The following is a 23,367-nucleotide window of genomic DNA, read 5'->3' on the forward strand; positions in this document are numbered from 1 at the left end:
AAATCGCTTCTGGCAATCTCTTTCCCGTTTACTGTTATAAATAGGTTTTGTTCTTTGAACAATTCTCTTAAGAATTTTCAAGGATTCTTTAGCACTGTTCAGTTATCAAGGTTCGCTGTGCATCTCTCAGACGCAACTTTGACATTTTATCATGTCCGTTCCTGTTTGTCAACAACTTTTTTAACTTTTTTTGAAGTTTTTGTTGTTTCCTTTTCAAGAACTTTCCACCGCTCTCGCAGTGGAATTATATTATATCACCTCTCCACCAGCTTGTCAACAGCTTTTTGGAGCAAAAAAAATATCTTTTGAAAAGAAAACGGAGAAAGAGGGATTTGAACCCTCGCGCCGGTATTCCCGACCTACACCCTTAGCAGGGGCGCCTCTTCAGCCTCTTGAGTATTTCTCCTGAAGTTCGTTTTCCAAACGATATTCTTTTTTACGTCATCTTTGACGCATACGTTATTATACTAAACGCATTTTTGTTTGTCAACAATTTTTTCGTATAGATTTTACATTTTTACTTTTTCGTTCCGCTTCCCTGCTGCTGTTCCATACGGCGATGAATTTCCCGTATCTTCTCAGCGAAACCTTCTGCCAGTCTGCGGTGATTTTCTGCATCCAGATGAATGGCGTCTGTCTCTGAAGCCTCCGCATAATCGGATGCGTTGAGGAAATCCACCCCGTATTCCCTGCAGATCTTTTCCAGCGCAGCCGGCAGGAGCCTGGACTGCTCGAGACTGTAGTCATCAAAGTTTCCGCCAGGTCCTTCTTTTTCCGCAATACTCTCCCGAAATACCACAGGGGCGGCAATCAGTATTTCCGGAACGCTGTATTTTTCCCACTGAAAGGGATTCTTAATGATCTTGATATATTCCTTAATTCCCGAAGCAATATGTTTGGCATTTGTATGAAATACCGTTTTCAGGTCATTGGTACCCAGCATGATGATTACCAGATCCACAGGCTTGTGAGTCATGAGAATCGGTTTCAGGCTGTCAATGCCGCAGCGTTCCCGTTTTGCAAAATCCATAGATACGGCGGTCCGCCCGCAAAGACCTTCCTCAATAATCTCATCCTCCGGAAACCAGTCTTTCAACAGTCTCGTCCATCTTTTTTCATGACGGAGTCCCACTCCAGGATGATACCCCCAGGTATTGCTGTCGCCGATGCACAAAATACGCATTCTTTTCCTCCAGAATTTCAAAGTTTTCTCAGTTATTTTATTATACTATATCTTCCTTTTCCCGGACAGTGGTTTCCAAAAAAATCTGATCTTCCGCAGAGATTCTCTTCCGTATTTCTTCTATATATACGATACGCAGAAGCAGTATCGGAAGTTTTCCTTATAAGCAAAACCGGATGGCAGACGAGACTTTTCTCCCTGCCATCCGATGCCGGATTCTGAAATCAATATTAATTATTAGTGATGGAACAGACGGATTCCCGTAAAGGCCATTACCATTCCGTATTTGTCACAGGTCTCGATAACCAGATCGTCACGGACAGATCCGCCCGGCTCCGCAATATACTTCACGCCGCTCTTCTTTGCGCGCTCAATATTGTCGCTGAAAGGAAAGAACGCGTCGGAACCGAGGGTAACTCCCTCCATCTTATCGAGCCAGGCACGTTTTTCTTCCTCTGTAAAGACTTCTGGCTTCACTTTGAAGACCTTCTGCCAGGCACCGTCCGCCAGAACATCCATATATTCATTTCCAATGTAGACGTCAATGGCGTTGTCTCTGTCGGCGCGGCCGATTCCGTCCACAAACTGAAGACCGAGTACCTGGGGACTCTGACGAAGGAACCAGTTGTCAGCTTTCTGGCCCGCCAGACGGGTACAGTGTACACGGGACTGCTGTCCGGCGCCTACGCCGATAGCCTGTCCATCCTTTACAAAGCATACGGAATTGGACTGAGTATATTTCAATGTAATCAGCGCAATCTTCATATCACGCTTCGCGGATTCCGGGAGCTCCTTATTTTTTGTCACAATCCTGGAAATCAGCTCGTCATTGATGGGAAGCTCCTGACGGCCCTGCTCAAAAGTCACGCCGTATACTTCCTTGTGCTCCAGGGGCGCGGGACGGTAAGATTCATCAATCTGAATCACCACATAGTTTCCTTTTTTCTTCTGCTTCAGAATCTCCAGAGCTTCCTCTGTGAATCCGGGTGCGATCACTCCGTCGGAAACCTCTCTCTTAATAATAGAAGCGGTATCTTTGTCGCAGACATCAGAAAGAGCGATGAAGTCTCCGAAAGAAGACATTCTGTCCGCGCCTCTTGCTCTTGCATAGGCGCAGGCCAGCGGTGAGAGTTCTCCCATGTCATCCACCCAGTAAATTTTCTTCAGCGTGTCGTCCAGGGGAAGTCCCACTGCGGCGCCGGCCGGAGATACATGCTTAAAGGAAGTGGCCGCCGGAAGCCCTGTAGCCTCTTTCAGCTCTTTTACCAGCTGCCAGCCATTGAACGCATCCAGAAAATTGATATAGCCGGGTTTGCCGCTGAGAACCGTGATCGGCAGATCCGAGCCATCCGCCACGTAGATTCTGGAAGGCTTCTGGTTGGGGTTGCATCCGTATTTCAGTTCCAGTTCTTTCATTTTCTTACTCCTCCTGACCGTTTTTGTTTTTTATGATTGTATGGGTAATTCCTGTGGCAATATCGATATAGCGGACGAAAAGGGATACCTTGTTGTCCTCATTCAGATTGTTCCAAAGCATGTTTGTAAACTTCTCCATGTCGTTCGGAACCGCCACCAGCTTCGGCTCTCCTTCAAAGCTGGGGAGGGGATTACCGTCTCCCTTGTAGGTGTGAATGAAATGGCCTTCTCCAGCAGCACAATCATTGTATGCAAAGGTAAATCTGAGACAGGAGGAAGGATCTCCGTTGTTGCTCTTTAAGATGGACATCGCGTAACTGTATTTTCCGTTTTCAATGTGCATGATGCCGGAAATACGAGGCGTATAATTGGGCGCGTCCGGCTCAAACTCACGGGAACGTAAGGATTGTTCAAAGGTCAGCTGCTTATCCATGCCTTCATAGATGGTATCTGTCTGATCCCCATTGGTGACAATCGTCTTATTGCCCAGCACGCGTACCGGAGCGTAGATGATCAGACTCGGATCGGTAAGCTTTGAGGGATCATAGGCCTGCGTCCGGATTCCCTGCCCGTCTTCCACAAAAATTCTGTTTCTGCTGTTTTCACTTCTGCCCATGATAAAATAGGCGGCAACTGCCTTTGTTCCATCCTCCGAGCGTCCCAGAATAATGCCTCTGCCCGGATAGGAATTCTCTCTGAGCTCCTGTGCCAGTGAAATCATTTCCATACGTTCTCCTCCTTGTTTAAAAGCTGTGTCTTTGTTTTCTGCGGCTGTAATTTTGAGCCGTCGCGCCGGCTCATTTTTAAAATAAAATAAGCCTGGCCTCCAAGCGTACTCATGCCCAGACGGTCGGCTCCTCATTCCTTATACTCCCTGTGGTTACTTCCACTTCCGTCAGTCGTATAATTAATTTTAAAATAGCATTTCAGGCGGGGCTTGTCAAGTCCTGCCGCCGGCGTTTATACTGTTTTTATATATATTTCTGATTATGAGAAACTGAGAAAGGGGAATTTTCATGTACCAGCCAGCACCAACCCGTTATGATTCCATGAAATACCGCAGCTGCGGAAGAAGCGGCCTGAAGCTTCCGGCCATCTCTCTGGGCCTGTGGCACAATTTCGGGGATACGGGCAATTTTGATAATATGAAACAGCTTTTGTTCACGGCTTTTGACCAGGGCATCACCCATTTTGATCTGGCCAATAATTACGGTCCGGCGCCCGGCAGCGCGGAACGCAATTTCGGCCGGATTCTGAAAGAGGATCTGGCTTCTTACCGGGACGAGCTTCTCATCAGCACCAAGGCCGGATATGATATGTGGCCCGGTCCCTACGGAAACTGGGGCAGCCGCAAGTATCTGCTCTCCAGTCTGGACCAGAGTCTGAAACGGATGAATCTGGATTACGTGGACATTTTCTACCACCACCGGATGGACCCGGAGACTCCCCTGGAAGAAAGCATGGGCGCTCTCGACCAGGCTGTCAAAAGCGGAAAGGCTCTTTATGCCGGACTTTCCAATTACGACGGAGAGACCATGATAAAAGCATGCCGGATTCTTGAGGATCTGCGCTGCCCCTTCGTTCTGAACCAGAATGCCTATAATATCTTTAACCGGACAATCGAAAAGAACGGCCTGAAACAGGCTGCCGCTGAATACGGCAAAGGAATCATCGCCTTTAAGCCGCTGGAACAAGGCGTCCTGACAGACCGTTATCTGAATGGTATCCCGGAGGACAGCCGTATCCGGACAGACGGCCGTTTTCTCCATGAGGATTCCCTGACGGAAGAGAGACTTACCGCCGTCCGGAAACTAAACGATATGGCTGGAGAACGCGGCGAATCACTGGCTTCCATGGCAATCAAATGGGTCATGAAGGATGACGCCGTCACCGGCGTTCTGATCGGAGCTTCCCGGCCGGAACAGATTCTGGAAAACCTGAAGGCCCTGGAGGGCGCACCACTGTCTGCGGAGGAGCTTCAGAAGATTGATGAAATCGTCAATCCTCTGCCATCTTAAGTTTTCCTCCTGAATTTTCTTCATACAGAACTTCCATTCTGAGAATTTCTTCAAAAGTATGGAGTGCCGCCCTCTGTTCAACGCTCAGAGACGGCTGGCACTCCATGAAAATCCGACCGTCTTCCACTTTGTAATAAGGCTGCCCGTTAAAATATCCTCCATTCATTTTCCAGATATTTTCTCTCAGTTCTTCTGTATACACGATCTCCTACAGTTCCTGCCAGAATACAAAGTACAGCATACTTTCTTTTCATTTATCTCCCCCGTTTTTTATCAGGGAAGGGGATACATCTGAGCGCCGTGATAGAAATATTCCTCATCCACCTGATTGATCCTATAGGCTTCTGTCTCCATCAATGCTTCTCCCTCGACTATGGTTTCGACAGAACCATCAGACAAAGATATCTTCACAATCTGGGCTGCATCATCTTCACTTCCATAATTAAAAAAATAAAGCGCTTCCTGATCCCAGGTTATATAAGAAGATGGATTCATCATTCGGTTGTCTCCCTGCCAGAATTCAGGCAAGGGAAGTTCCCGATTCGTTCCGTCTGCAAAAGAATAATACATCAATGATTCTTCCGCCCCTGTGGATGGAAAGTAATAAATCCCATCTTTCATTACTGTCAGGATGTCACTGGCATCAAAAAGAAGTTCGTCCTCTCCTGTAGTCAGATCCCGTAGAAAATAATTGCTGCCGCCTTCGCCTTTCTGCTGACGCAGAACCACTTTCCCGTCCAGCATCGCCGCGCAGGCCGGAGTGGAAATCACTTCCTCTTTCAGTTCATCAATACTCGTGCCGCTGCTTCTTCTGCCCGATACCGGACCATGCATCAGTTCATATTCTGCTATACTGTATTCATTCTGCTCCCGGCACAAAAAATCTTCCGCTTCCGAATCCAGCTGTTCCAGAATTTCTCCTTCCTCATTCAGACGGTAGCCATCGTATACCATATACCCGCCATCCAGAGCAAAACTCTGAACATAAAGACAGCCGTCATATACATTCAGCGCCCCGGTCAGTGTTCCTACGTTCAGCAGATTCCCTGATTCGCCCGTGTCCAAATCATAGTAGAAGACAGCATTATTCCAGCCGCTTCCCTCTGTATCCGCTTCTTCCTCGTATCCGGTGAAATACAGCCTGTCCCCATAACAGGTAAGCCCGGGACCATAATTTGTCGTAATCTCGCAGAGAAGCTCCCAGCTGTCCGTTCCAGCCTGGCGCCTGTAAAGCCCATCTGCAAACTGGCGGTAGGTATAACCGTCTTTAAAATAAATTCCACGGTTATAATAATGATTTACCCAGCTTTCTTCGGGAACCGCATCTGTGCCGCCTTCCGTATTGTCCGGCTCCTCCTTTGTGCCTTTTCCCGTACCTTCTTCTGCAATTACTTCATCTTCCGTGTGAAATTCTGATACGCTTTCTGTGTTCTCCTCTTCTATCTGCTCTTCTCTCTTTTTCCCACAGGCGCTCACGGACAGAATCAGCAGAAAAATCAGGCCGAACATAAAATACTTTGTTTTCGTTTTTCTCATTTGACTCTCCCTCTTTTGTTATTTTTGTTTCTACTCTATATACCTCCCCTTAATTGACAAAGGCATACCTATTACATGAGATTTTCCACAGCTACTCCATGTATAAGGTTCCGTTATCCACAAAACAGCACCAGGGAATCTCCTGGAACTGATATTCCTCCAGATATTCTATTTCTCCGCCGTCTCTGGAAATACGCAGCACCTTCCATTCCATATCATATCCATACAGGTATTCTTCGTCATAAGTCAGCGGTTCCAGAGAAGTCCATTCATCCAGTACTGCAAATGACTTCTCTGTCTGGTCAGAAAAGGAATAGTAATTGATTTTCACCCCTTCTTTTATGTAATAGATTCCATCTTCTGTAACCATAAAAATATCTGCTGTCGTAAAAAGGGATTCCTTCCTGCTGCCGTCCGCAGAATAAAGGAAAATTTCCCGGCCTGCTTCGTCGTATGGCTCAGAAAACAACATATTTCCATCCAGCAGAAGGGCACAGTCCGGCGACGCAATCACTTCATTTGGCAGCTTGGGAATCCAGTTCACATTTTCGCTGTTTTCTTCCTCTTCCTTCTGATATTCATTTGCCATGCGGCAGACAAACTCCGGCGAACTTTCTTCCAGTTCTGTCTCCGGCACTCCTGACTCATTCAGTTTCCACCCTTCATAACGACAGGAGGAGGATAGACCGGCAATTTTAAGATACAAAACGGAATTATAAATGGTAATGTCTACTGTTTCTTTTGTCAGCTCCATCAGATTCTCGAGCGTCTGATTTTCCAAATCGTACCGGCACAGTATTTTAGGCGCGCGGATATCTTCTGCATCGGATTCATCCGCAGGAATCATGAAGTAAAGCCAGTGCTCATAAATCTCCATGCTTTTCTGCGGTGTCAGCGAAAGCTCACACAAAAGCTCCCATTCCTCTTCATTATCTGCGCGTCTGTAAAGACCGCCTTTCCGCAGGCCATACACAGAGCCGTTCCAGTAGCACAGCTCTTTGTTGTAATAGTTTCTGTTTAAAAGTTCTCCTTCGGTCAGCACAAGCTTCTGGACAGCCAGTTCTTCTTCTGATTCCGCAGTTTCATCCGGAGCCGGAAGTTCCTCCACGGCTTCTTCTGTCTCTTCTGCTTTCTCCGGCTGAGACTCCTGCACGTTTTCTTTTTGTCCGCAGGCGGCTGCAAAGACAAAAAGAAAAAGGACCATAACAGAAATCATGTGTTTTCTCTTCATTTGAATTTTCCCCTCGTATATGATGTTTTGCCGGCAAATTGTTTCAAGGCAGCAAAATCATTCACTGTCTGTAATCAATCCGCATCAGTCATAAAATGACAAAGTGCCATAATACCTGCTGATCATAGACTTGTCCTGCACATATGAGCCCACATCGTCCGGCCCATATCTGAGCAGAAAATAATCCATGTCATGCACCAGCTTGTAAATATTATTCGCATACTCCATTTCATGAGTTTCCGCTGCCAGTTTTGTATTGTCTATAATCTGCTGCAGATCATTTTGCAGATTTTCGTTATTTACGGTACTTTTCATATCTGCAAGCAGTTCTGCAAATGCCTCTGCGTCATAGTGATTTTCTGCTACGACAGGTGAACCGTACTTCGAATAGAAATCTTCTTCCGTCAGGTTTTCTTCTTCCATAACTTCTTTCTTAACGATATCGCCTTCATAAGCCCATCCTATCTGAATTTCACCTGTCTGATCGAAGTAATTCCAATAAAGACTGTCCTTATCCTCCAGTTTTCCGAAGATGTTATCATACATATACGCCTGTTCCAGCACCAGGTTCGCTGTTTTTATGTTTTCTGTTAAACGCTCTGCCTCTTCTTCAGATATGCCTTCCAGCGCCAGCTCACGGGCAGCAAGCACTTCTTCTCTTTCCGGAGGTTCTGGTTCTGAATCTTCTTCCTCTGTCTTTTCGTCATTGCTTTCTGTCTCTGTGCTTATCTCCGTCTCAGCAGATGTATTTTTTTCATCTGTCGTACACCCGGATAAAGCAATGATTGAAAGCAACAGTACGATGGTTACTGTTTTTTTCATTTTGGTTCACTCCGTTCTTTTTATTTTTCCTGCTGTATAATACATCCTGCAATATCCGGAAAAAGTAACATCCTATTTCATATTTTCTACAATTTTTATTAATTCTTCTGAATCCAGATTGGAATCAATAGAATACATCACCCCTTGCTCCTCAAAAATAACTGATTTATTCTCTCCATCCGTAAAATATACTTCCCTCTCTCCTATTTTCTTCTTTTCTGTATCTCCGTCTGTTCCTATCGTACCTGTTCCTGCTGCATCTCCATATTGAGCTGATACATTTACATATAGTTCCCCGTCGGTAAAATATGCCGAGATCCTGCACAAAGATCCGAAATCATATATTTCTCCCTGCTCCAGCGTAAAGTTTTCCGGCATATATTCAAAGTCAAGGAGTGAACATGACACCTGCTCTTTTGCTTCTTTCCATGAAGAAAAGGCAACCGGTTCACCGGTAAACTCTTCTATCTGAGTATCTGATTCCTGAGCTCCATATGCCATATACCTTAAACTGTGGGCTGTCTCCTGAAAAATCTCAAATAAGGATTTATCTACCGCTGACACAGATATGGCATTTCCCGCTAAAAAGAGAATACAGAGAACTGCACAGGCTGCCACGGCCTTTTTTACGAATTGCAGTTTTCTACGGGAAAATGTAATTGTATACTTTTCTTCCTTTTCAGGACTGTAACCGTATTTACGATCAAATTCTTTAAAGAATTTTGATTTTTCCAAGCTTTCCGGAAGCTTTGTCTGCCCCTCCAGCCTCGCAATGATCTTGTTTATTTCACGTATTTTTTCTGTGTCTATCTGAGCTGGTTCTTTCTCCAGTTCCGCTTCCAGCTCTTTATTCAATTCATCAATTAAAGCCTGATTCTTTTTCATTATCTGTTTCCTTCGGAAAATTTTTTATCTTTTCCCGTATTCTTTTCAGCTGCATTTTGACCGCGCCGATTGTCTTTCCCTTCTCTTCTGCGATATCTTCAATCGTTTTTCCTGTATAATAATAATCTTTCAGCAGCTCAATTTTTTCTGAGCTCAATATGTGGCTGTATTCGTTAAAAACAAGAAAATCATGCTCATCTTCCGATGAGAACTCCATATTTTCAATATCTTCCAAAGGTATCTAGCGCTTTTTCTGTTCAGAATCCAGCGCTTTCATTTTCATCAGTTTATATTTTGCTGTTTTGTATACCCATCCGCGATAACATTCATGAACCGCCAGTTTTTCCGCATTTCTGCACACCTCCAGAAAAATTTCCTGCAGAATATCTTTTGCCATTTCTTCGTCGTGGCAATGATTCCATATGTACCAGGCAATTTCCTCGTACATTTCATCACGTATTTTTAAAATCAGTCTGTTTGCTTCCTTTTTTGTCATTTTTTATTTCCTGCTCCCCATCAGCAGATATGCCGTATACTCTTCTCCCCTGTGATATCCCAGCTTTTCCGCGAGCTCCGCGGAAATCTCCGTGTGTGCGTCCCAGCTTGGATACAGTCCTCTGTCCAGACATTCCAGGATCAGACGGGCCGCGCAGGCCCGGGCCAGTCCTCTTCTCCGGCAGTCTTCTCTCGTATCTATCTCAATCTCTATGCCTTCCAGATAGCGGGAATAGGAAGAAGCCCCGCAGACCAGACGTTTTCCATGAAGCGCGGCGGTTCCCAGTCCCCATTTCTGATATGTTTCATAATCCGGAAACTGTGAAACCAGATCGCGGCTCCACTCCTGCTGCCTGCACTGATCGTAAAGCTCCTGATCGATCAGACGAAGCTCATACCCTTCCGGAAGCGCCGAAGCCATTTTCTTCAGCCTTTCTCTTCCTTGCCCATCCCAGACATCCGGCTCTTTTTGGATCGCATAGCGTGTGATTCTTTCCGCCCGGGATCCATAGACTTTTTCGATCAGATTTTCCCAGTCTGCGTCCCGGGGAACGAGAATCTGAGATTCTACTTTTTTCCCGGCTCTGCAGGGCGGCTGGTACGAAAGCAATTCTTCCGATGGCTTTCCCGCAAGAAAGACAAAATCCCCAAGTATGGCCTTTGCGGCTTCCGGTCCGGAAATTTGGTAAGAGTCTGCAGCGTCTCCGGAATAATCCGCGTACAAATCTCCCATGACGCCCTGCAGGCAGGACCAGATCATGGTCTCTTCCCAGCCGTCGAAGAGAGGTTTTACCTGCTTTGTATCTGTCACTTTCCGTATCATATGACTTTTCTGTTTCCCTCTTTATTTCTTTTCTTTCTTCTGTTTTAGCTCTTTCAGTTCTCCTGTTTTATTCCTTTCGGATTCTTGCGTACATGTTCATATCCTGAACGCGGCCATTTTTCACTGCGTTGCTGCGCAGCACCCCTTCCAGCTGAAAACCTGCTTTTTCCAACACGCGGCAGGAAGCTGCATTATAAGCAAAGGGTTCCGCAAATATCCGGATGATGTCTGTCTTCTGAAAGACATATTCGCAGATCTGGCGGACCGCTTCTGTGGCAAAGCCTTTTCCCCAATAGGGCTCTCCAAGATAATAACCAAGCTCGGCTGTCCGGAAATGAATGTTTCCGCAGCGGACAGCTGATATGCTTCCGATCAGCTTTCCATCTGCCTCAATGGCAAAGGCAATGTTCTGATCGGGATCGGAGGCGAGCATCTCTGACAGAAATACCTTCGCGTCTTCTTCCCCATAAGGGAACGGAATACCATCCCGCAGATTATCCTGTACTTTTTTGTTATTGATGAGCTCTGCCAGCACAGGCGCGTCTGCCAGTGTCCATGCTCTTAGTCTGACTGCCATTTTCCACTTCCTCCTGTTATTTTTTTAAAGTTATCCACATTGTTTTCCGCTTTTATCAACCTGGCGTGAGTTTAACGTGATTTTTGCTCCAATCCGGACGGCTTTTGCGTCCTTCCCGTGTCCGATTTCCCATGTTTTCGCTATGGGAAGCTTTCCGCCGGTATATTGTTTTACCAGCTCTTCCACAGAAGGAGAGTACCCGTTTTTCTCCATCTCCGTAAAAGTTCCCAAAAGGATGCCGCCAATCTGATCGAAGACATGCAGCTGATTCAGCTGGCTTAGGTACGTGGCCATCTTGGGGACATCTCCGCCCAGAGCTTCCAGAAGAAGAATTTTTCCGTCCATATCCGGCCAGTATTCTGTTCCGGCGAGCTTTAGCAGACAGCGGATATTTCCGCCGATTAAAATTCCTTCCAGGCAATCCTGCTGGAGAAACTCATATGAGATATCAAATAACTCGTCTGTCCCTTCAAAAAGCGTGTTTTCAAAAGCCTCCGCGCGTATTTTTCCCTGATCGGAAATCAGGTTTCTTACTTGATAGAGCACGGAACTTCTGCCTGTTTTTGCGTAAATGGCATTGATCACCGTGGTCAGATCACTGTAGCCCCAGAATTCTTTTCCGCTTTCCGCGATTCTGTCAAAATCCAGAAACGGCAGAATCTCATTTGCCAGATCGCCGCCCGATACATCAAAAATCACGCGAATTTCCGGATCGCGGTAAAAATTCATCAGATTTTCCGCCCGCTCTCTTCCTGTTCCGCTGAAAACGGAATGTTTCTGATAAAGAAAACTGCCAGGTACAGGCGTCAGGCCGGCCCCGCGCAGATAAGCTGACAGCTTTTCCATTGTCTCTTTTCTTTCCGGCGGCAGTCCATTGGAACAGCAGACGATTCCTGCTTTGCTTCCCACAGGGATTCCCTGCCTTTTCTTCTTTTCCCAGACCATCCGGTATTCCGGTTTTCCTGTATCTTCAGCGATCTGCCGCTCCTGAATCCGGAAGCCTTCCCGTTTATAAAAACGGACAGCCCTTTGATTCTCCGCAAATACATGCAGCTCCAGGCTGTCCTTCCGTCTCTTCACATAATCTGTCAGTTCTTTTCCAATCCCGTGGGACTGCCATGCTTCCGCCACAAAAAGACCGGCAATGTAGCCGCCGCTTAAGCCTAAGAAACCAAGAATTTCTTCCTGCCCGTTTTCCTCAGAGTGAGCCACATAAACCTCCGCTTCCGGAAGGGCTTTTTCCACTTCTTCATAATGACTCTTCCAGTAATCCGCAGGCACAAAGCTGTGGGCAGTCTGATTCGTGTGGAGCCAGATCTCCATCACCCGCTCCAAATCTTTTTCTTCCAGTCTGTCTATCTTTACGCTACTCTTTTTCATTGTTCAATTCCAACCTCATCTGATACCAGACTGCGCCTCCATGCACAGACTCTGATACTCCTTCGTTTACAAACCCAAACTTTGCATAATAGGGAATCAGCGCTTCCTTACAGGTAAGCACCAGACCCTTCCTCCCGGTGCATGGCGGGCCGCTCATACATCTCATCTGTCAGATCTTTTTCCTCTGTAACCATTCCATCCACAAAAGATACGATTCTTCCCTGGTCGGATAAAAGCCAGAAATGATCGGGAAAACAGGACAGCCGCTCCCGGATACTGTCCCCGGAAGCCGCTTCTTCTGCTGGAAAACAGACTCTTTCTATCTCTGCCAGGGCTTTCCAGTCAGAAAACACCGCGTTTCGAATCTCCATTGTTACTTTCTTCCCTTCCGCGCCGCGTATTCTGCCGCTTCCTTCATCCATCCCATTAGCTCGCCGTCGATCTCTTCCAGACTGGAGACTACCACATGATGGGTCCATCTTCTGGGATAAGGCTCTGTAGCTACCGCGATCCGCGGCGATTCCACCTTGTGTTCCAGTCCGAAGGTCACAACGATATACACCTCCGGAAGCTCGCTTTTCTTCCGGACACGAAGCTGGGAGACGCAGCCGAACACCTTCGGATTCGTAAAGGTGATCTGGGTCTTCTGCACCCTTATCTGCACATTTTCGATTTCAGATAATATGTGCTCTTCCAGGGCTTCATAAAGAGGAACCGCGTCAGGCATTTTTTCAAAGAAAAACAGAACCTCCTGATTCATACATTTACATCTCCTTCTCCGCTGCTTCGATCCGTTCTACGATACGCGCGCGCACGACTTTGGCAATCTCTGTAGATTTCATATCCTTATAATCTTCGTAGTAAAGGGGCTCCAGAAAATGCACCTGTACTGTCACCGGATGAATGCTGTTCGTGTCAAAGGCCTGATAGGAATTCAGCATCGCCACCGGAACAATGGGACAGCGGGCATTCATGGCGCATTTAAAGCTTCCTCCCTTGAAATCGCCGGGGTGGTTTCCGTTCTTGGACCGGGTTCCTTCGGGAAAGATCAGAAAGTTTCGTCCCGCCTTCACCTCATCTGTCACGGAAAGAATGACCTTCAGAGACTGGCGCACATCATCCCGATCCATAAACTTGGCCTTCATAATCGCAAAGACCTGTTTCAGGAAAAAGATGTTTTTCACTTCAATCTTTGCCACTACAGAGAACGGTCTGTCACTGGCCTCAATAATGGAAAGCACGTCAAACAGTCCCTGATGGTTGGGAAAGAACACAAAGTTTTCTTCCCGGGGGATGTTCTCCTGCCCGTGCACGTCGATTTTCACACGGCCTCCCTTATTGGCATGAACCGTGATCTTTTTCAAAAGAGCATATTTCTTATCCTCGGGAATTTCATCCGTATGTTTCGCGTAATGGCAGAGCTGATACCACCACCAGGGAGCAAACGGAAGATTGTAAAGCACCATTAAAATGATCCGCCACATAGTTTATCCTTCACTTTCTCTTAATGTCTCAAACTCAAGCTGCATCGATATCTGTTTTCCGGGAAGGCTGCTGCTGATAAAATCAATCATGATGCTTTGAATTTCATCTGAGTAGCTCCAGTATGGACTGGTGGTCAGAGGAATCAGATAGGTTCCCTCTCCGCCGTCAAAGATAAACCGGTGGCTCTCCTTGACGCCCTTTCCTTCATCCATAAAGTATACGACTCCTTCAAACCGCAGCTCTTCCTCAGAGCCGCTCTGATCCTCTACCGTAATCCGCAGGAAGGGGATCTCCATTCCGGACTGATTTTCGTCAAAACCATACAGAAAATAGTTTTCCTCTGCGGACAGAAGATAGAAATCTCCTTCCAGCTGTTCTGCGTTAGTATCCACCAGATTCATCTCCAGATCCAGATCTTCCGTCTCCTGCTCTTCCAGATATTCATTTCCCCACAGCAGAGGAAGCTTACCCAGACGTTCAATATGCATGATCTGGCCCAGTTCTTCATAGGCAGAATCAAACTGTCTTCTCACCTCGTCGCTGTTGGTCAGGAAAATGATATTTTTATACTTACAGGGCGTGTAATTGGCCGCCAGATACTGATACAGATAGTAATTCCGGGTGCTTAAAGAGCCGGAATCATGAATCCACTCGGGAGATACCACGATAATCTCCGGCTGCAGCTCTTTCAGAACCTCGATGCCCCGCGTCTGCATCACCTTGTTATTGGTATTGTAGGTGCTGCTGAAAGGCATTAAATTTTCTTTGTTCAGAATATTATAATGCGAGAGCTGGTTGGTCATATCCACGAATTTCAGATCCGCGCAGAGATCATTTGCCAGCTCGTTGAGATTCATCAGCTCTTCCTTTTGATCTTCGGTAATATAAATATCACCAAGTCCTCCTATTCCTGTCTCCTCTGTATCCGCGTACACATATTCCTCTGAAATCTCTCCCACTTCAAACACATTCGCGGGCATAGCCAGAAGATTTGATCCTTTGGACAGGACCGTGCAGACAAAGAGAAAGGCCGTCATAACTGCCGTCGTGATTGAAGGACGCCGGCGCAGATAAGGCAGAAAGATCATCAGGAGCAAAAACAGGCTGCAGATCGTGGTCACGATCACGCCTCTCTCTCCGAACTGAGTCCGGACAAAGGTATAACGGACGATGATCAGATTAAAAATCACCAGGAAAACACAAGCGTATACCGCAGGCTTCTTTTCCTCCCCCTTCTTTCCGGCCAGATAGATCAGAGCTGCCAGCAGGGAAAATACAAAGCCAAAGGTGGCGTACCAGACATAAGGACTGGTGAGCTCTTCCATCAGCATATCTCCCGTGGTTTCCAGAATTGCCTGGGAATTTTCCACGATATAACGCAGAATCGCGATAAACATGGGGATAAAGCAGATTCCCAGGATCAAAAGGGGAAGATACCAGGGCAGAATCTTTTTTCTGACCTCCTTTTCATTCAGGCGCAGGAAAATCTTCCATCCCTTCTCATGGATGCCTTCCCAGAGCACCATGGGAAGGGCCGCCAGGGCGCAGGCTCCTCCGATGGAGGAATTCCAGGCAATGGAGAGAATGGAGATAAAGGTCCAGCACCAGAGCAGCATCGGAAAATTCTTTCGTATTTTCTTTGAAAATACGATCAGAATAAAGGGCAGGGCAAAGGCCCAGCGCACATAATAGTATTTGTCGCCAAACAGGGAAAACAGCAGGATACAGAGAAGGCCCGCCAGCCTGTTTTCCACAAAACAGTAATACACTGCTGCCATAATCACGGCAATGATCACACAGCCTATAATCATGGCCGGTTCAAAGGCCGCATAGGTTCCGTCAAACAGTCCATACCATACCGCCGCCTGAAAATAATCGCAGACGCCGTGGATCGGCATCGTATCCAGATAGGGAACAATTCCAAAATTCAGAAGCTGATGCAGGGGCTCCGAAAGTTCTCCATAATGGTACATTTCCAGAGGCGTGCCGGAAATGGTGCCGCTGGGAAGCGTATAGGACGCAAACACAGCCAGAGAAAGAAAGCTGCTCAGCAAAATCACCGGCTTTTCTTTTTCTCTGTTTCTGGTAAACAGCTTCCAGACATTATAGACGATCAGAATCCCGGCAAAGACAGCCGCCGCCGTCTTCATTTTCCAGGAATCATAGAGCTGAATGATTTCTCCGTCCCGCAGATATTCATAGCGGGCAATCCACAGAAAACACAGCGGAAGAAAGAACTGGCTCCACTCCACCGCCCGTTTCATAAGACCTGTCTTTCCATGTTTCACATACTGAACAGAACAGATGCCTGCAGGAATCAAAAGAAGAATCTGAAGCACAGGAAATATCTGTTCCAGCCAGGAAATTCCCGCCGCCATCTGAATCATCTTACAGAGGACGGCCAGTGAAAATTCCGCAAAGATCAGCAGAAATACCACATATTCGAACTTCTCATATTTTTCATGAAAGCCTGCCCCATACTCTGTCCTTCGATCAATATTTCCCGAAAGCCATGTCACTTTTCTGGAAAGAAGGCTTAAAAGAACAGCAAACAATACAAAAAAGATCAAAATGCCGCCGATCACAAGATATGCCAGATTCATATCGCCCTGCTTATAATATCCCGTCCAGGTCGTATAGCCCGTGACAAATTCTTCATATTCCGGCGTCCGCTGATACTGGACCCGCATAATCAGCCAGGAAGTCAGGGCTGTGGCCAGAAGAGACAGAATCGCTGCGCATACACAGATTTTCTGTGAAAAATATTTCTTCATAATCTTACCGTTCCTCCGCATTTTTTCTGATACGTTCTTTTTTTGATCGTATCTTTTCTGCTGTCCGCTTTTTCAGAATGTCCGAGGCCTCTGCAAGTCCTGCAGCCGCACAGGGAAGCAGACACACAAAATAAGGAAAGATATACTGAGATTTTGCTTCCCATAAGGTATGGAAAAAGAATCCGCCCAGAATCACCAGAGGCAGGAAAAGCTGCTCCATGCTCCAGCTTTTCTTTCGTTTCCACAGAAGAAACAGCACGGCCCCGTAGACCAGACTCTGAAAAAGATTCATGTATTCTTCCAATACCGTATAAAGCTTTCCGTCATAGATGCTCTGCACAATCCGGGAAAATTCCCCGCTGTGAAACTGATTGACCCAGAGAGCCTCGCAGGTGGGCTCGTTCCACTGGGACACTGTCTTTTTATAATAAAAATTCAGAGCATAAGCCGGGTCATTTTTAAATTTTTCCAGAGAATCCGCGATAGAAGCCTTTGCGATGGCATCGCTTTCTTCCGCGTCGCAGCCGGTCTCCAGAAAGGTATTGTAATTAAATTCGTTATACCAGCCCTCTGCCCGTTCTCCTTCCTGCATTCCCATGGCAACCCAGAGCGTCTTCGGCATGCCGCTTCCAATCTCCATGCCGGAACGGTATTCGTAAAACGCGGTCAGTCCCCGGTTCAGTCCTGCAAAGGCCAGAACCAGGATCACAGCGGCCAGGACAGCCTTCCAGCTTTTCTTCTCCAGAGCCTGATACAGCAGAAGAATCACCATGGCCACAAGAAAAATGCTGTAATTATTTTTTACCAGAATTGAAATTCCTATCAGAATACCGGAAAGAACAGCATAGCCGATCCTTCCCTTTTCCAGAAAAACAAGCAGAACATAAAAGGCCGCCAGAGCAAAGGCCAATCCCAGCATAATCCCATACAGAAACGTGGTATAAAGAATGATCTGAACACAGCACGCAGAGCCGATCAGCACCAGACAGTCCGCTTTCCGGCTGTGGAACTGCCGGTCCGTAATCTTATACAGCAGATACACCACAGCTCCGTTTGCCGCCGCCGTCAGATAACGAAAGGCATCCCAGTTCTCTCCGCCCGTAATCCGGTAAAGAGCTTCCAGAATCGCCGCAAGCCCCAGCTGATTGGGATAAATCTGCATGTATTTTTCCGGCTCAAAAAACAGAAAGTTGTTCTGGGTCATCAGATACGACACCCAGGAAACCGCCTTCTGATCGGCTTCCGGATAGGTGTGGCTCACTCTCACCCAGAGAATGCTGACAGCGATCACAAACAGCACCGCCGCTGCCGCCAGCCCTTTGACCGGTATCTTTTCCAGAATTCCTTTTGCATTCAGAAAGACCAGAACAGCCAGAACAAGAAAAATAAATACCAGATTTATCAGTATATTGTCCATGCGGTATCTGGGGTGTTCCCCATAAAAATCCGCCTGATTAAAATATGCGGTGCTTACAAGGCTTACGGCCGTCAGAAAAAGCATAAAAATCAGAGACAGCCAGAATACGGTGCCCTTCGCTCCCCGCAGAATCAGATTTTTCATTGAGATCTCCACAACTTTGCATATTCAAAATAATTATAGTATAAAGTCAGCTTTTTGTCACCTGTGCATTTCCAGCTTTCCCGGGAATGGCCTCTCATAAACCGCATGGGAAAGCCCGGGAACGCTGCTATTACAGTGTCCCCGGGCTTTATGTCTCTCTGTTATTCTTCCGCAGTCAATGCTTCGTATCTCTCTGCCGCCTGCACGCCAAGATAACGGGACAGGTTGAATTTTCGAACTCCCAGATCCTCATAGCCTCGGATCTTCTCAAAATAATCCTGCAGCATCTCATCTGCCAGCTCTGTCCTCTCCACATTTTCGGAGACCGCATCTGCGTAGACGCCTGCGGCGTCGGCAGAAAGCGTCATCAGATAGGAATTCTCATAAGTGATATCCAGCCCGCGCTGCGCGATATTATATTTCGCGATCAGAGCGTCCATATGACTCAGAGAAAGCAGCACATATACGACTGTAATGACCGCTATGCTGAACCGGAACAGCGGAAATTCCTTTTTATAGATATTCCGTATCATTCCGCCCAGGATCACAGCGATGGCCAAAAGAGCTGCCAGCACAAGCACCCGGAGTCTGGTGAGGCCGTAAGCCTCAATGTACAGATACATTCTGCAGGCCGATGAAATCATCATAATATAAGTGCAGCCTGAGATAAAAGTCAGAAGGATCTTCAGAGCTTTACTGTTCCGGAAAAGCTCCAGGCTGAGCAGCACAAGCGCCAGATTCAGCATGCTCACAAACAGAAGCTGGAAAAATCCTTCTCTTGCAAAGCCGCTGTAGGTATAGTCTGAAGGAAGCGTAAGTCCTCCGGTAAAAAGATAGGAGATCTGAATCAGGCAGAAAAGCAGATAGACAGCTCCTATCACAGAGAGCGCCGTAACTGCGGTCACCGGCTCCAGACAGCGCAGCTCCTTCTGTTCTTCTCTTATCTTTCTCTGCTGTACCGCAGAGATAAGGGCAAAGAAAAAGAGCACTCCCCAGCAGAACATCAGAAGAATTGAAATCAGATTTTCCGGTACCGCAATCTGAATGAAAATCAGATTGAAGATGCGGTCGATCAAATCACCGAATACCGGGTCCGCCGAGGCAAGAAGAGGCAGGATAAAACATAGAAGCAGAAGCGCAATCAGAAGCCCCAGTACTACATAAAGAACCTTTGATTCTTTTTTCTCTGCGCTTCCGTCCTTCTTCTTTCCGACAGACAGACGGCCCGCCGTTTTGAATACAGCCGGAACATTTTCCGCCACGGAAAGGGCAAATTCCAGAAGAGCCGCCACATATTTCAGAAAACTCCATTTCTTATCGCTGTAAGAATTGTGGACAAAAAGTACGGCGTACAACAGAAAGCCCGCTGCATTGTTAAAAAATACGATCATTTCGTTATCCGTAAGAAAACTCGACAGCCCCAGCAGAAAAATCGCAGCCATATAAAAGATCGAACTTTTCTTCAGTTCCCTGTTTTCCTTTTTCAAAAAATACAGATACAGTCCCAGAAGTCCTGCCGTGTAAAGCGGATACGTGATACCCATGATATTATCATACAGACAGAACACATAAAATGCTGAAAATAAAACGATGATTTTCAGAAAAAAGGGTGCATTTTCCCAGACCGCAGGTTTTTCTCCAGTCTCTTCCGTCTTCGTTATTCTGTTTTCTTCCATCTTCCAATCTCCTCCTTTTCTTCCCGCTGTTCAGCCGGGAAGCTTCTATTTTTTGTCTTCCGTCTCTTCTTCGTCCTCTACGTACTCCAGAATATCTCCGGGCTGGCAGTTCAGCGCTTTGCAGATGGCGTTCAGCGTAGAAAAACGCACTGCCTTGGCCTTATTATTTTTCAGAATGGACAAATTCGCCATGGTGATATCCACCTCTTTGGAAAGCTCCGTCAGGCCGATTTTTCTTTTTGCCATCATCACATCCAGATTAATCACAATTGACATCCGCGTTCCTCCTATATGGTCAGATCATTTTCCAGCTTGTAACTGACCGCCTGATCAAAAACTCCCGCAAGGACCTTGCTGAAAAGTCCCGCAATCAGAAATACCAGAATAATTACAAGCGTCGCAGGCGTAATGATTATAAAAAGCCGGATGATGCTGATTCCCATAATGCAGAAACTGCAGGTTCCCATCTTTCTTAAGCTTTTTACGTTTTCCTCCACAAAGCAGTCTTCCTTCAGAACCGTAACAAACATTCTGCGCAGCTCCCGGACAATCAGCACCGCAAAGATTCCTGAGATAAAAAACAGCGCCAGCATCGGGTAATAAAAGATCTGATAATGGGGAAAATAATTTCCGATAAATTTCAGCGAGAGGGGCAGCGTCAGACAGGCCGCGATCCCCGCGTAAAACATAAAATCAAGAATTCCTTTGGTCAGCTTTGCAAGCTTCATATCTCTCATAAGCCCTCCTGTCAAAAACCTTCTTTTTCTGAAAATCAAGCGATCCGCAGGCGGAACTCTCTTGTCTTATATAAACAAAAGAATGCAGTTACCCCCTGTTTCCAGTTGATAACTGCATCATAGCACATTATTTATTGAAATTCAATATATTTTTATTGTTTTTCAATAAATAATTTGATTTTTACGAATCGGAGACTGCCGGTTCTGTTTCTTTGAGGTTTATTTCTCAGAACTTACTTCTGATCGGAATCCTCAGAAGCGCTGTCTTCACCCCTCTGCTCTTCTTCCTCAGACTCCACGTCCTCATCATCCTTGTTGCTCTGCTCCCGTACCTTCGCTATGCCGGCAATGCTTACATTCTCAGAATCCACATTCATCAGCTTCACGCCGGAGGCGATACGTCCTACCACAGAGATTCCGCTGCAGGGAATCCGGATAATGATTCCTTCGGTAGTGATGAGCATGACTTCATTGTCTTCGTTAACCGCCTTGGCTCCTACCACGTTTCCGGTTTTCTCCGTGATCTTATAGCATTTTACGCCTTTGCCGCCGCGGTTCTGAGCCGTAAACTCTTCCATTTTTGTAAGTTTTCCAAGTCCGTTTTCCGACACGACCAGAAGATACTCTCCCTGGGTGTGTACCTGCATGGCCACAACTTCATCCTGATCTGTCAGATTCATGCCGATTACGCCCATGGACGCCCGGCCGGTAGCTCTTACATCTGTCTCATGGAAGCGGATGCACATTCCAAACTTGGTAATCAGGAAGACATCCTGATGGTTGTCCGTATATTTGACTTCGATCAGTTCGTCATTTTCCCGCAGATTGATAGCCAGAAGACCTGTCTTCTTCACATTGGCATATTCCTGAATGGAGGTCTTTTTCACCAGCCCGTTCCGGGTAGCCATAAAGAGATACTTGCCGTCGTTGTAATCCCGGATGGGGATGACGGCCGTAATCTTCTCGCCGGGCTGCAGAGACAGAAGGTTGATGATTGCCGTTCCTCTTGAGGTTCTGCTGGCTTCGGGAATTTCATAGGCCTTCAGCCGGTATACCTTTCCGGTATTCGTAAAGAACATCAGATAATTATGGGTGGATGTCATCATCAGATCCTCGATATAATCATCGCTGATGGTCTGCATGCCCTTGATGCCCTTGCCGCCGCGGTTCTGGCTGCGGAAATTATCCATAGTCATCCGCTTGATGTAGCCCAGATTCGTCATGGTAATCACCACATCTTCCTCGGGGATCAGGTCTTCCATGGAGATGTCGAACTCATCATATCCGATATGAGTCCGGCGCTCGTCTCCGTATTTGTCGGAGATTACCTGAATCTCCTCCTTGATGACTCCAAGAAGCTTTTTCTCGTCTGCAAGGATTCCCTTTAAGTAATTAATCTGCTCCATGAGATCCTTATATTCTGCTTCCAGCTTTTCGCGTTCCAGACCTGTCAGCGTGCGCAGACGCATGTCTACGATAGCCTGTGCCTGCACATCATCCAGGGCAAAACGCTCCATCAGTCCCTGCTTTGCCTCCTGGGTGGAACGGGAGCCCCGGATAATCCGAATTACTTCGTCAATATTGTCAAGGGCAATCAGCAGACCCTGTAAAATATGGGCCCGCTCTTCGGCCTTGTTCAGCTCGTATTTTGTACGGCGCGTCACTACATCTTCCTGGTGAAGCAGATAATATTTCAGCATATCAAGAAGATTGAGGACCTTCGGCTCGTTGTTCACGAGGGCCAGCATGATCACGCCATAGGTATCCTGAAGCTGGGTATGCTTGTAAAGCTGATTCAGAATCACATTGGCATTCACGTCTTTTCTCAGCTCAATATTGATCCGCATACCTTCCCGGCTGGACTCGTCTCCGATATAGGTGATGCCGTCGATCCGCTTTTCCTTTACCAGATCAGCGATTTTTTCGATCAGACGCGCCTTATTTACCATGTAGGGAAGCTCCGTCACCACAATACGGCTCTTTCCATTGCTCATGGTCTCTATATTCGTCACCGCGCGCACCCGGATCTTTCCCCGTCCGGTGCGGTAAGCCTCTTCAATTCCTCTTGTCCCCAGAATCTCCGCTCCTGTGGGAAAATCAGGTCCCTTCACGATTTTCAGAAGCTCTTCTATGGTGGTATCCCGATCTTCCTCAATCCGGTTATCGATCAGTTTGACTACCGCCTTAATGACCTCTCGCAGATTATGAGGCGGAATATTGGTAGCCATTCCCACGGCGATACCCGTCGTTCCATTCACAAGAAGATTCGGATAACGGGAAGGAAGCACAGAAGGCTCCTTCTCTGTCTCATCAAAGTTCGGCACAAAGTCTACGGTATTCTTATTGATGTCCGCCAGCATCTCCATGGAGATCTTGCTTAAGCGGGCCTCTGTATAACGCATGGCCGCCGCACCGTCTCCATCCTCGGAACCGAAATTTCCATGGCCGTCCACCAGCGGATAGCGGGTAGACCACTCCTGGGCCATATTAACCAGAGCCCCATATATGGAACTGTCTCCGTGGGGATGGTATTTACCCATGGTATCACCGACGATACGGGCGCATTTTCTGTGCGGCTTATCCGGACCGTTGTTCAGTTCAATCATGGAATAAAGAACTCTTCTCTGTACGGGCTTTAAGCCGTCCCGGACATCCGGAAGGGCACGGGCCGCGATTACGCTCATGGCATAATCGATATAAGAATCCTCCATGGTCTTTTTCAGATCCACGTCATGGACTTTATCAAAAATATTGTCTTCCATTCCTTT

General features: G+C 46.8%; 23 protein-coding genes, 1 tRNA gene and 1 riboswitch. Of the genes, 1 reads left to right on the plus strand and 23 read right to left on the minus strand.

Annotation, left to right across the window (positions count from 1 at the left end):
* Nucleotides 1-317: 317 nt before the first annotated feature.
* The 4 genes from B5E82_RS12420 to B5E82_RS12435 form a co-directional block, all read right to left on the minus strand.
* Nucleotides 318-406: transfer RNA gene (locus B5E82_RS12420), tRNA-Ser, on the minus strand.
* Between the two features lie 111 nt (nt 407-517).
* A complete protein-coding gene (locus B5E82_RS12425; protein ID WP_087307891.1) occupies nt 518-1,183 on the minus strand; it encodes a GDSL-type esterase/lipase family protein in 666 nt (221 codons plus the stop codon).
* A gap of 237 nt (nt 1,184-1,420) precedes the next feature.
* A complete protein-coding gene (locus B5E82_RS12430; RefSeq protein ID WP_087307892.1) occupies nt 1,421-2,599 on the minus strand; it encodes a phosphoribosylaminoimidazolecarboxamide formyltransferase in 1,179 nt (392 codons plus the stop codon).
* 4 nt (nt 2,600-2,603) lie between these two features.
* Nucleotides 2,604-3,326 carry an IMP cyclohydrolase gene (locus tag B5E82_RS12435; protein WP_087307893.1) on the minus strand — a complete coding sequence of 241 codons (723 nt, stop codon included), beginning with the start codon at nt 3,324-3,326 and terminating at the stop codon, nt 2,604-2,606.
* A gap of 106 nt (nt 3,327-3,432) precedes the next feature.
* A riboswitch (ZMP/ZTP riboswitch) is annotated at nt 3,433-3,512 on the minus strand.
* 103 nt (nt 3,513-3,615) lie between these two features.
* Between B5E82_RS12435 and mgrA the strand changes: the two genes are divergently transcribed.
* Complete coding sequence (gene mgrA / locus B5E82_RS12440) at nt 3,616-4,617, plus strand: L-glyceraldehyde 3-phosphate reductase (RefSeq protein WP_087307894.1); 1,002 nt, start codon at nt 3,616-3,618, stop codon at nt 4,615-4,617.
* Nucleotides 4,618-4,890: 273 nt separating this feature from the next.
* Here the strand turns inward: mgrA and B5E82_RS12450 are convergent, their stop codons facing one another.
* The 19 genes from B5E82_RS12450 to gyrA all read right to left on the minus strand — a co-directional run bounded on the left by B5E82_RS12450 (nt 4,891) and on the right by gyrA (nt 23,361).
* Complete coding sequence (locus B5E82_RS12450; RefSeq protein WP_087307896.1) at nt 4,891-6,153, minus strand: hypothetical protein; 1,263 nt, start codon at nt 6,151-6,153, stop codon at nt 4,891-4,893.
* A 91-nt stretch (nt 6,154-6,244) separates the two neighbouring features.
* Nucleotides 6,245-7,384, minus strand: a complete 1,140-nt coding sequence (locus B5E82_RS12455) for a hypothetical protein (protein WP_087307897.1) — start codon at nt 7,382-7,384, stop codon at nt 6,245-6,247.
* Between the two features lie 84 nt (nt 7,385-7,468).
* Nucleotides 7,469-8,206, minus strand: a complete 738-nt coding sequence (locus tag B5E82_RS12460) for a hypothetical protein (RefSeq protein ID WP_087307898.1) — start codon at nt 8,204-8,206, stop codon at nt 7,469-7,471.
* Nucleotides 8,207-8,278: 72 nt separating this feature from the next.
* Complete coding sequence (locus tag B5E82_RS12465) at nt 8,279-9,091, minus strand: DUF4367 domain-containing protein (protein ID WP_087307899.1); 813 nt, start codon at nt 9,089-9,091, stop codon at nt 8,279-8,281.
* Nucleotides 9,066-9,326, minus strand: a complete 261-nt coding sequence (locus tag B5E82_RS12470; protein WP_140393139.1) for a sigma factor-like helix-turn-helix DNA-binding protein — start codon at nt 9,324-9,326, stop codon at nt 9,066-9,068. Before B5E82_RS12470 ends, B5E82_RS12465 begins: the two co-directional genes overlap by 26 nt.
* 6 nt (nt 9,327-9,332) lie before the next feature.
* A complete protein-coding gene (locus B5E82_RS12475) occupies nt 9,333-9,587 on the minus strand; it encodes a hypothetical protein (protein WP_087307901.1) in 255 nt (84 codons plus the stop codon).
* A 3-nt stretch (nt 9,588-9,590) separates the two neighbouring features.
* Entirely contained in the window at nt 9,591-10,409 is an 819-nt protein-coding gene (locus B5E82_RS12480) for a GNAT family N-acetyltransferase (RefSeq protein ID WP_087307902.1), read from the minus strand.
* A gap of 67 nt (nt 10,410-10,476) precedes the next feature.
* Entirely contained in the window at nt 10,477-10,986 is a 510-nt protein-coding gene (locus tag B5E82_RS12485; protein WP_087307903.1) for a GNAT family N-acetyltransferase, read from the minus strand.
* 30 nt (nt 10,987-11,016) lie between these two features.
* The gene (locus tag B5E82_RS12490) at nt 11,017-12,366 is read right to left on the minus strand and encodes a GNAT family N-acetyltransferase (protein ID WP_162610774.1); all 1,350 of its coding nucleotides are present in this window, start codon (nt 12,364-12,366) and stop codon (nt 11,017-11,019) included.
* Nucleotides 12,353-12,487 (minus strand): hypothetical protein, encoded by a 135-nt coding sequence (locus B5E82_RS18725; RefSeq protein WP_330398365.1) that lies wholly within the window; start codon nt 12,485-12,487, stop codon nt 12,353-12,355. Before B5E82_RS18725 ends, B5E82_RS12490 begins: the two co-directional genes overlap by 14 nt.
* Nucleotides 12,474-12,737, minus strand: coding sequence for a hypothetical protein (locus B5E82_RS12495; protein WP_330398367.1), 264 nt, complete (start codon nt 12,735-12,737; stop codon nt 12,474-12,476). The genes B5E82_RS18725 and B5E82_RS12495 overlap by 14 nt, the downstream gene beginning before the upstream one ends.
* A gap of 2 nt (nt 12,738-12,739) precedes the next feature.
* Nucleotides 12,740-13,126, minus strand: coding sequence for a DUF5655 domain-containing protein (locus tag B5E82_RS12500; protein WP_087307904.1), 387 nt, complete (start codon nt 13,124-13,126; stop codon nt 12,740-12,742).
* 4 nt (nt 13,127-13,130) lie between these two features.
* The gene (locus tag B5E82_RS12505; protein ID WP_087307905.1) at nt 13,131-13,850 is read right to left on the minus strand and encodes a lysophospholipid acyltransferase family protein; all 720 of its coding nucleotides are present in this window, start codon (nt 13,848-13,850) and stop codon (nt 13,131-13,133) included.
* 3 nt (nt 13,851-13,853) lie between these two features.
* Nucleotides 13,854-16,625 (minus strand): hypothetical protein, encoded by a 2,772-nt coding sequence (locus tag B5E82_RS12510; RefSeq protein WP_087307906.1) that lies wholly within the window; start codon nt 16,623-16,625, stop codon nt 13,854-13,856.
* A 4-nt stretch (nt 16,626-16,629) separates the two neighbouring features.
* Nucleotides 16,630-18,186: an ArnT family glycosyltransferase gene (locus B5E82_RS12515; protein WP_087307907.1), complete on the minus strand. Its 1,557-nt coding sequence runs from the start codon at nt 18,184-18,186 to the stop codon at nt 16,630-16,632.
* A 161-nt stretch (nt 18,187-18,347) separates the two neighbouring features.
* On the minus strand, nt 18,348-19,862 hold the full coding sequence (locus B5E82_RS12520; protein ID WP_087307908.1) for a DUF4153 domain-containing protein: 1,515 nt from the start codon (nt 19,860-19,862) through the stop codon (nt 18,348-18,350).
* Between the two features lie 45 nt (nt 19,863-19,907).
* A complete protein-coding gene (locus B5E82_RS12525; RefSeq protein ID WP_087307909.1) occupies nt 19,908-20,138 on the minus strand; it encodes a helix-turn-helix domain-containing protein in 231 nt (76 codons plus the stop codon).
* 11 nt (nt 20,139-20,149) lie between these two features.
* Complete coding sequence (locus tag B5E82_RS12530) at nt 20,150-20,599, minus strand: DUF2975 domain-containing protein (RefSeq protein ID WP_087307910.1); 450 nt, start codon at nt 20,597-20,599, stop codon at nt 20,150-20,152.
* A 233-nt stretch (nt 20,600-20,832) separates the two neighbouring features.
* Nucleotides 20,833-23,361 carry a DNA gyrase subunit A gene (gene gyrA, locus B5E82_RS12535; protein ID WP_087307911.1) on the minus strand — a complete coding sequence of 843 codons (2,529 nt, stop codon included), beginning with the start codon at nt 23,359-23,361 and terminating at the stop codon, nt 20,833-20,835.
* Nucleotides 23,362-23,367: the final 6 nt, after the last annotated feature.

This window comes from Lachnoclostridium sp. An138, assembly GCF_002160765.1.
GTDB lineage: Bacteria > Bacillota > Clostridia > Lachnospirales > Lachnospiraceae > Laedolimicola > Laedolimicola faecalis.

Bases quoted from the DNA above. Each gene is read 5' to 3' on its own strand.
- B5E82_RS12425 (WP_087307891.1), bottom strand. From the start codon at position 1,183: ATGCGTATTTTGTGCATCGGCGACAGCAATACCTGGGGGTATCATCCT.
- B5E82_RS12430 (WP_087307892.1), bottom strand. From the start codon at position 2,599: ATGAAAGAACTGGAACTGAAATACGGATGCAACCCCAACCAGAAGCCT.
- B5E82_RS12435 (WP_087307893.1), bottom strand. From the start codon at position 3,326: ATGGAAATGATTTCACTGGCACAGGAGCTCAGAGAGAATTCCTATCCG.
- mgrA (WP_087307894.1), top strand. From the start codon at position 3,616: ATGTACCAGCCAGCACCAACCCGTTATGATTCCATGAAATACCGCAGC.
- B5E82_RS12450 (WP_087307896.1), bottom strand. From the start codon at position 6,153: ATGAGAAAAACGAAAACAAAGTATTTTATGTTCGGCCTGATTTTTCTG.
- B5E82_RS12455 (WP_087307897.1), bottom strand. From the start codon at position 7,384: ATGAAGAGAAAACACATGATTTCTGTTATGGTCCTTTTTCTTTTTGTC.
- B5E82_RS12460 (WP_087307898.1), bottom strand. From the start codon at position 8,206: ATGAAAAAAACAGTAACCATCGTACTGTTGCTTTCAATCATTGCTTTA.
- B5E82_RS12465 (WP_087307899.1), bottom strand. From the start codon at position 9,091: ATGAAAAAGAATCAGGCTTTAATTGATGAATTGAATAAAGAGCTGGAA.
- B5E82_RS12475 (WP_087307901.1), bottom strand. From the start codon at position 9,587: ATGACAAAAAAGGAAGCAAACAGACTGATTTTAAAAATACGTGATGAA.
- B5E82_RS12480 (WP_087307902.1), bottom strand. From the start codon at position 10,409: ATGATACGGAAAGTGACAGATACAAAGCAGGTAAAACCTCTCTTCGAC.
- B5E82_RS12485 (WP_087307903.1), bottom strand. From the start codon at position 10,986: ATGGCAGTCAGACTAAGAGCATGGACACTGGCAGACGCGCCTGTGCTG.
- B5E82_RS12490 (WP_162610774.1), bottom strand. From the start codon at position 12,366: ATGAAAAAGAGTAGCGTAAAGATAGACAGACTGGAAGAAAAAGATTTG.
- B5E82_RS12495 (WP_330398367.1), bottom strand. From the start codon at position 12,737: ATGGAGATTCGAAACGCGGTGTTTTCTGACTGGAAAGCCCTGGCAGAG.
- B5E82_RS12500 (WP_087307904.1), bottom strand. From the start codon at position 13,126: ATGAATCAGGAGGTTCTGTTTTTCTTTGAAAAAATGCCTGACGCGGTT.
- B5E82_RS12505 (WP_087307905.1), bottom strand. From the start codon at position 13,850: ATGTGGCGGATCATTTTAATGGTGCTTTACAATCTTCCGTTTGCTCCC.
- B5E82_RS12510 (WP_087307906.1), bottom strand. From the start codon at position 16,625: ATGAAGAAATATTTTTCACAGAAAATCTGTGTATGCGCAGCGATTCTG.
- B5E82_RS12515 (WP_087307907.1), bottom strand. From the start codon at position 18,186: ATGAAAAATCTGATTCTGCGGGGAGCGAAGGGCACCGTATTCTGGCTG.
- B5E82_RS12520 (WP_087307908.1), bottom strand. From the start codon at position 19,862: ATGGAAGAAAACAGAATAACGAAGACGGAAGAGACTGGAGAAAAACCT.
- B5E82_RS12525 (WP_087307909.1), bottom strand. From the start codon at position 20,138: ATGTCAATTGTGATTAATCTGGATGTGATGATGGCAAAAAGAAAAATC.
- B5E82_RS12530 (WP_087307910.1), bottom strand. From the start codon at position 20,599: ATGAGAGATATGAAGCTTGCAAAGCTGACCAAAGGAATTCTTGATTTT.
- gyrA (WP_087307911.1), bottom strand. From the start codon at position 23,361: ATGGAAGACAATATTTTTGATAAAGTCCATGACGTGGATCTGAAAAAG.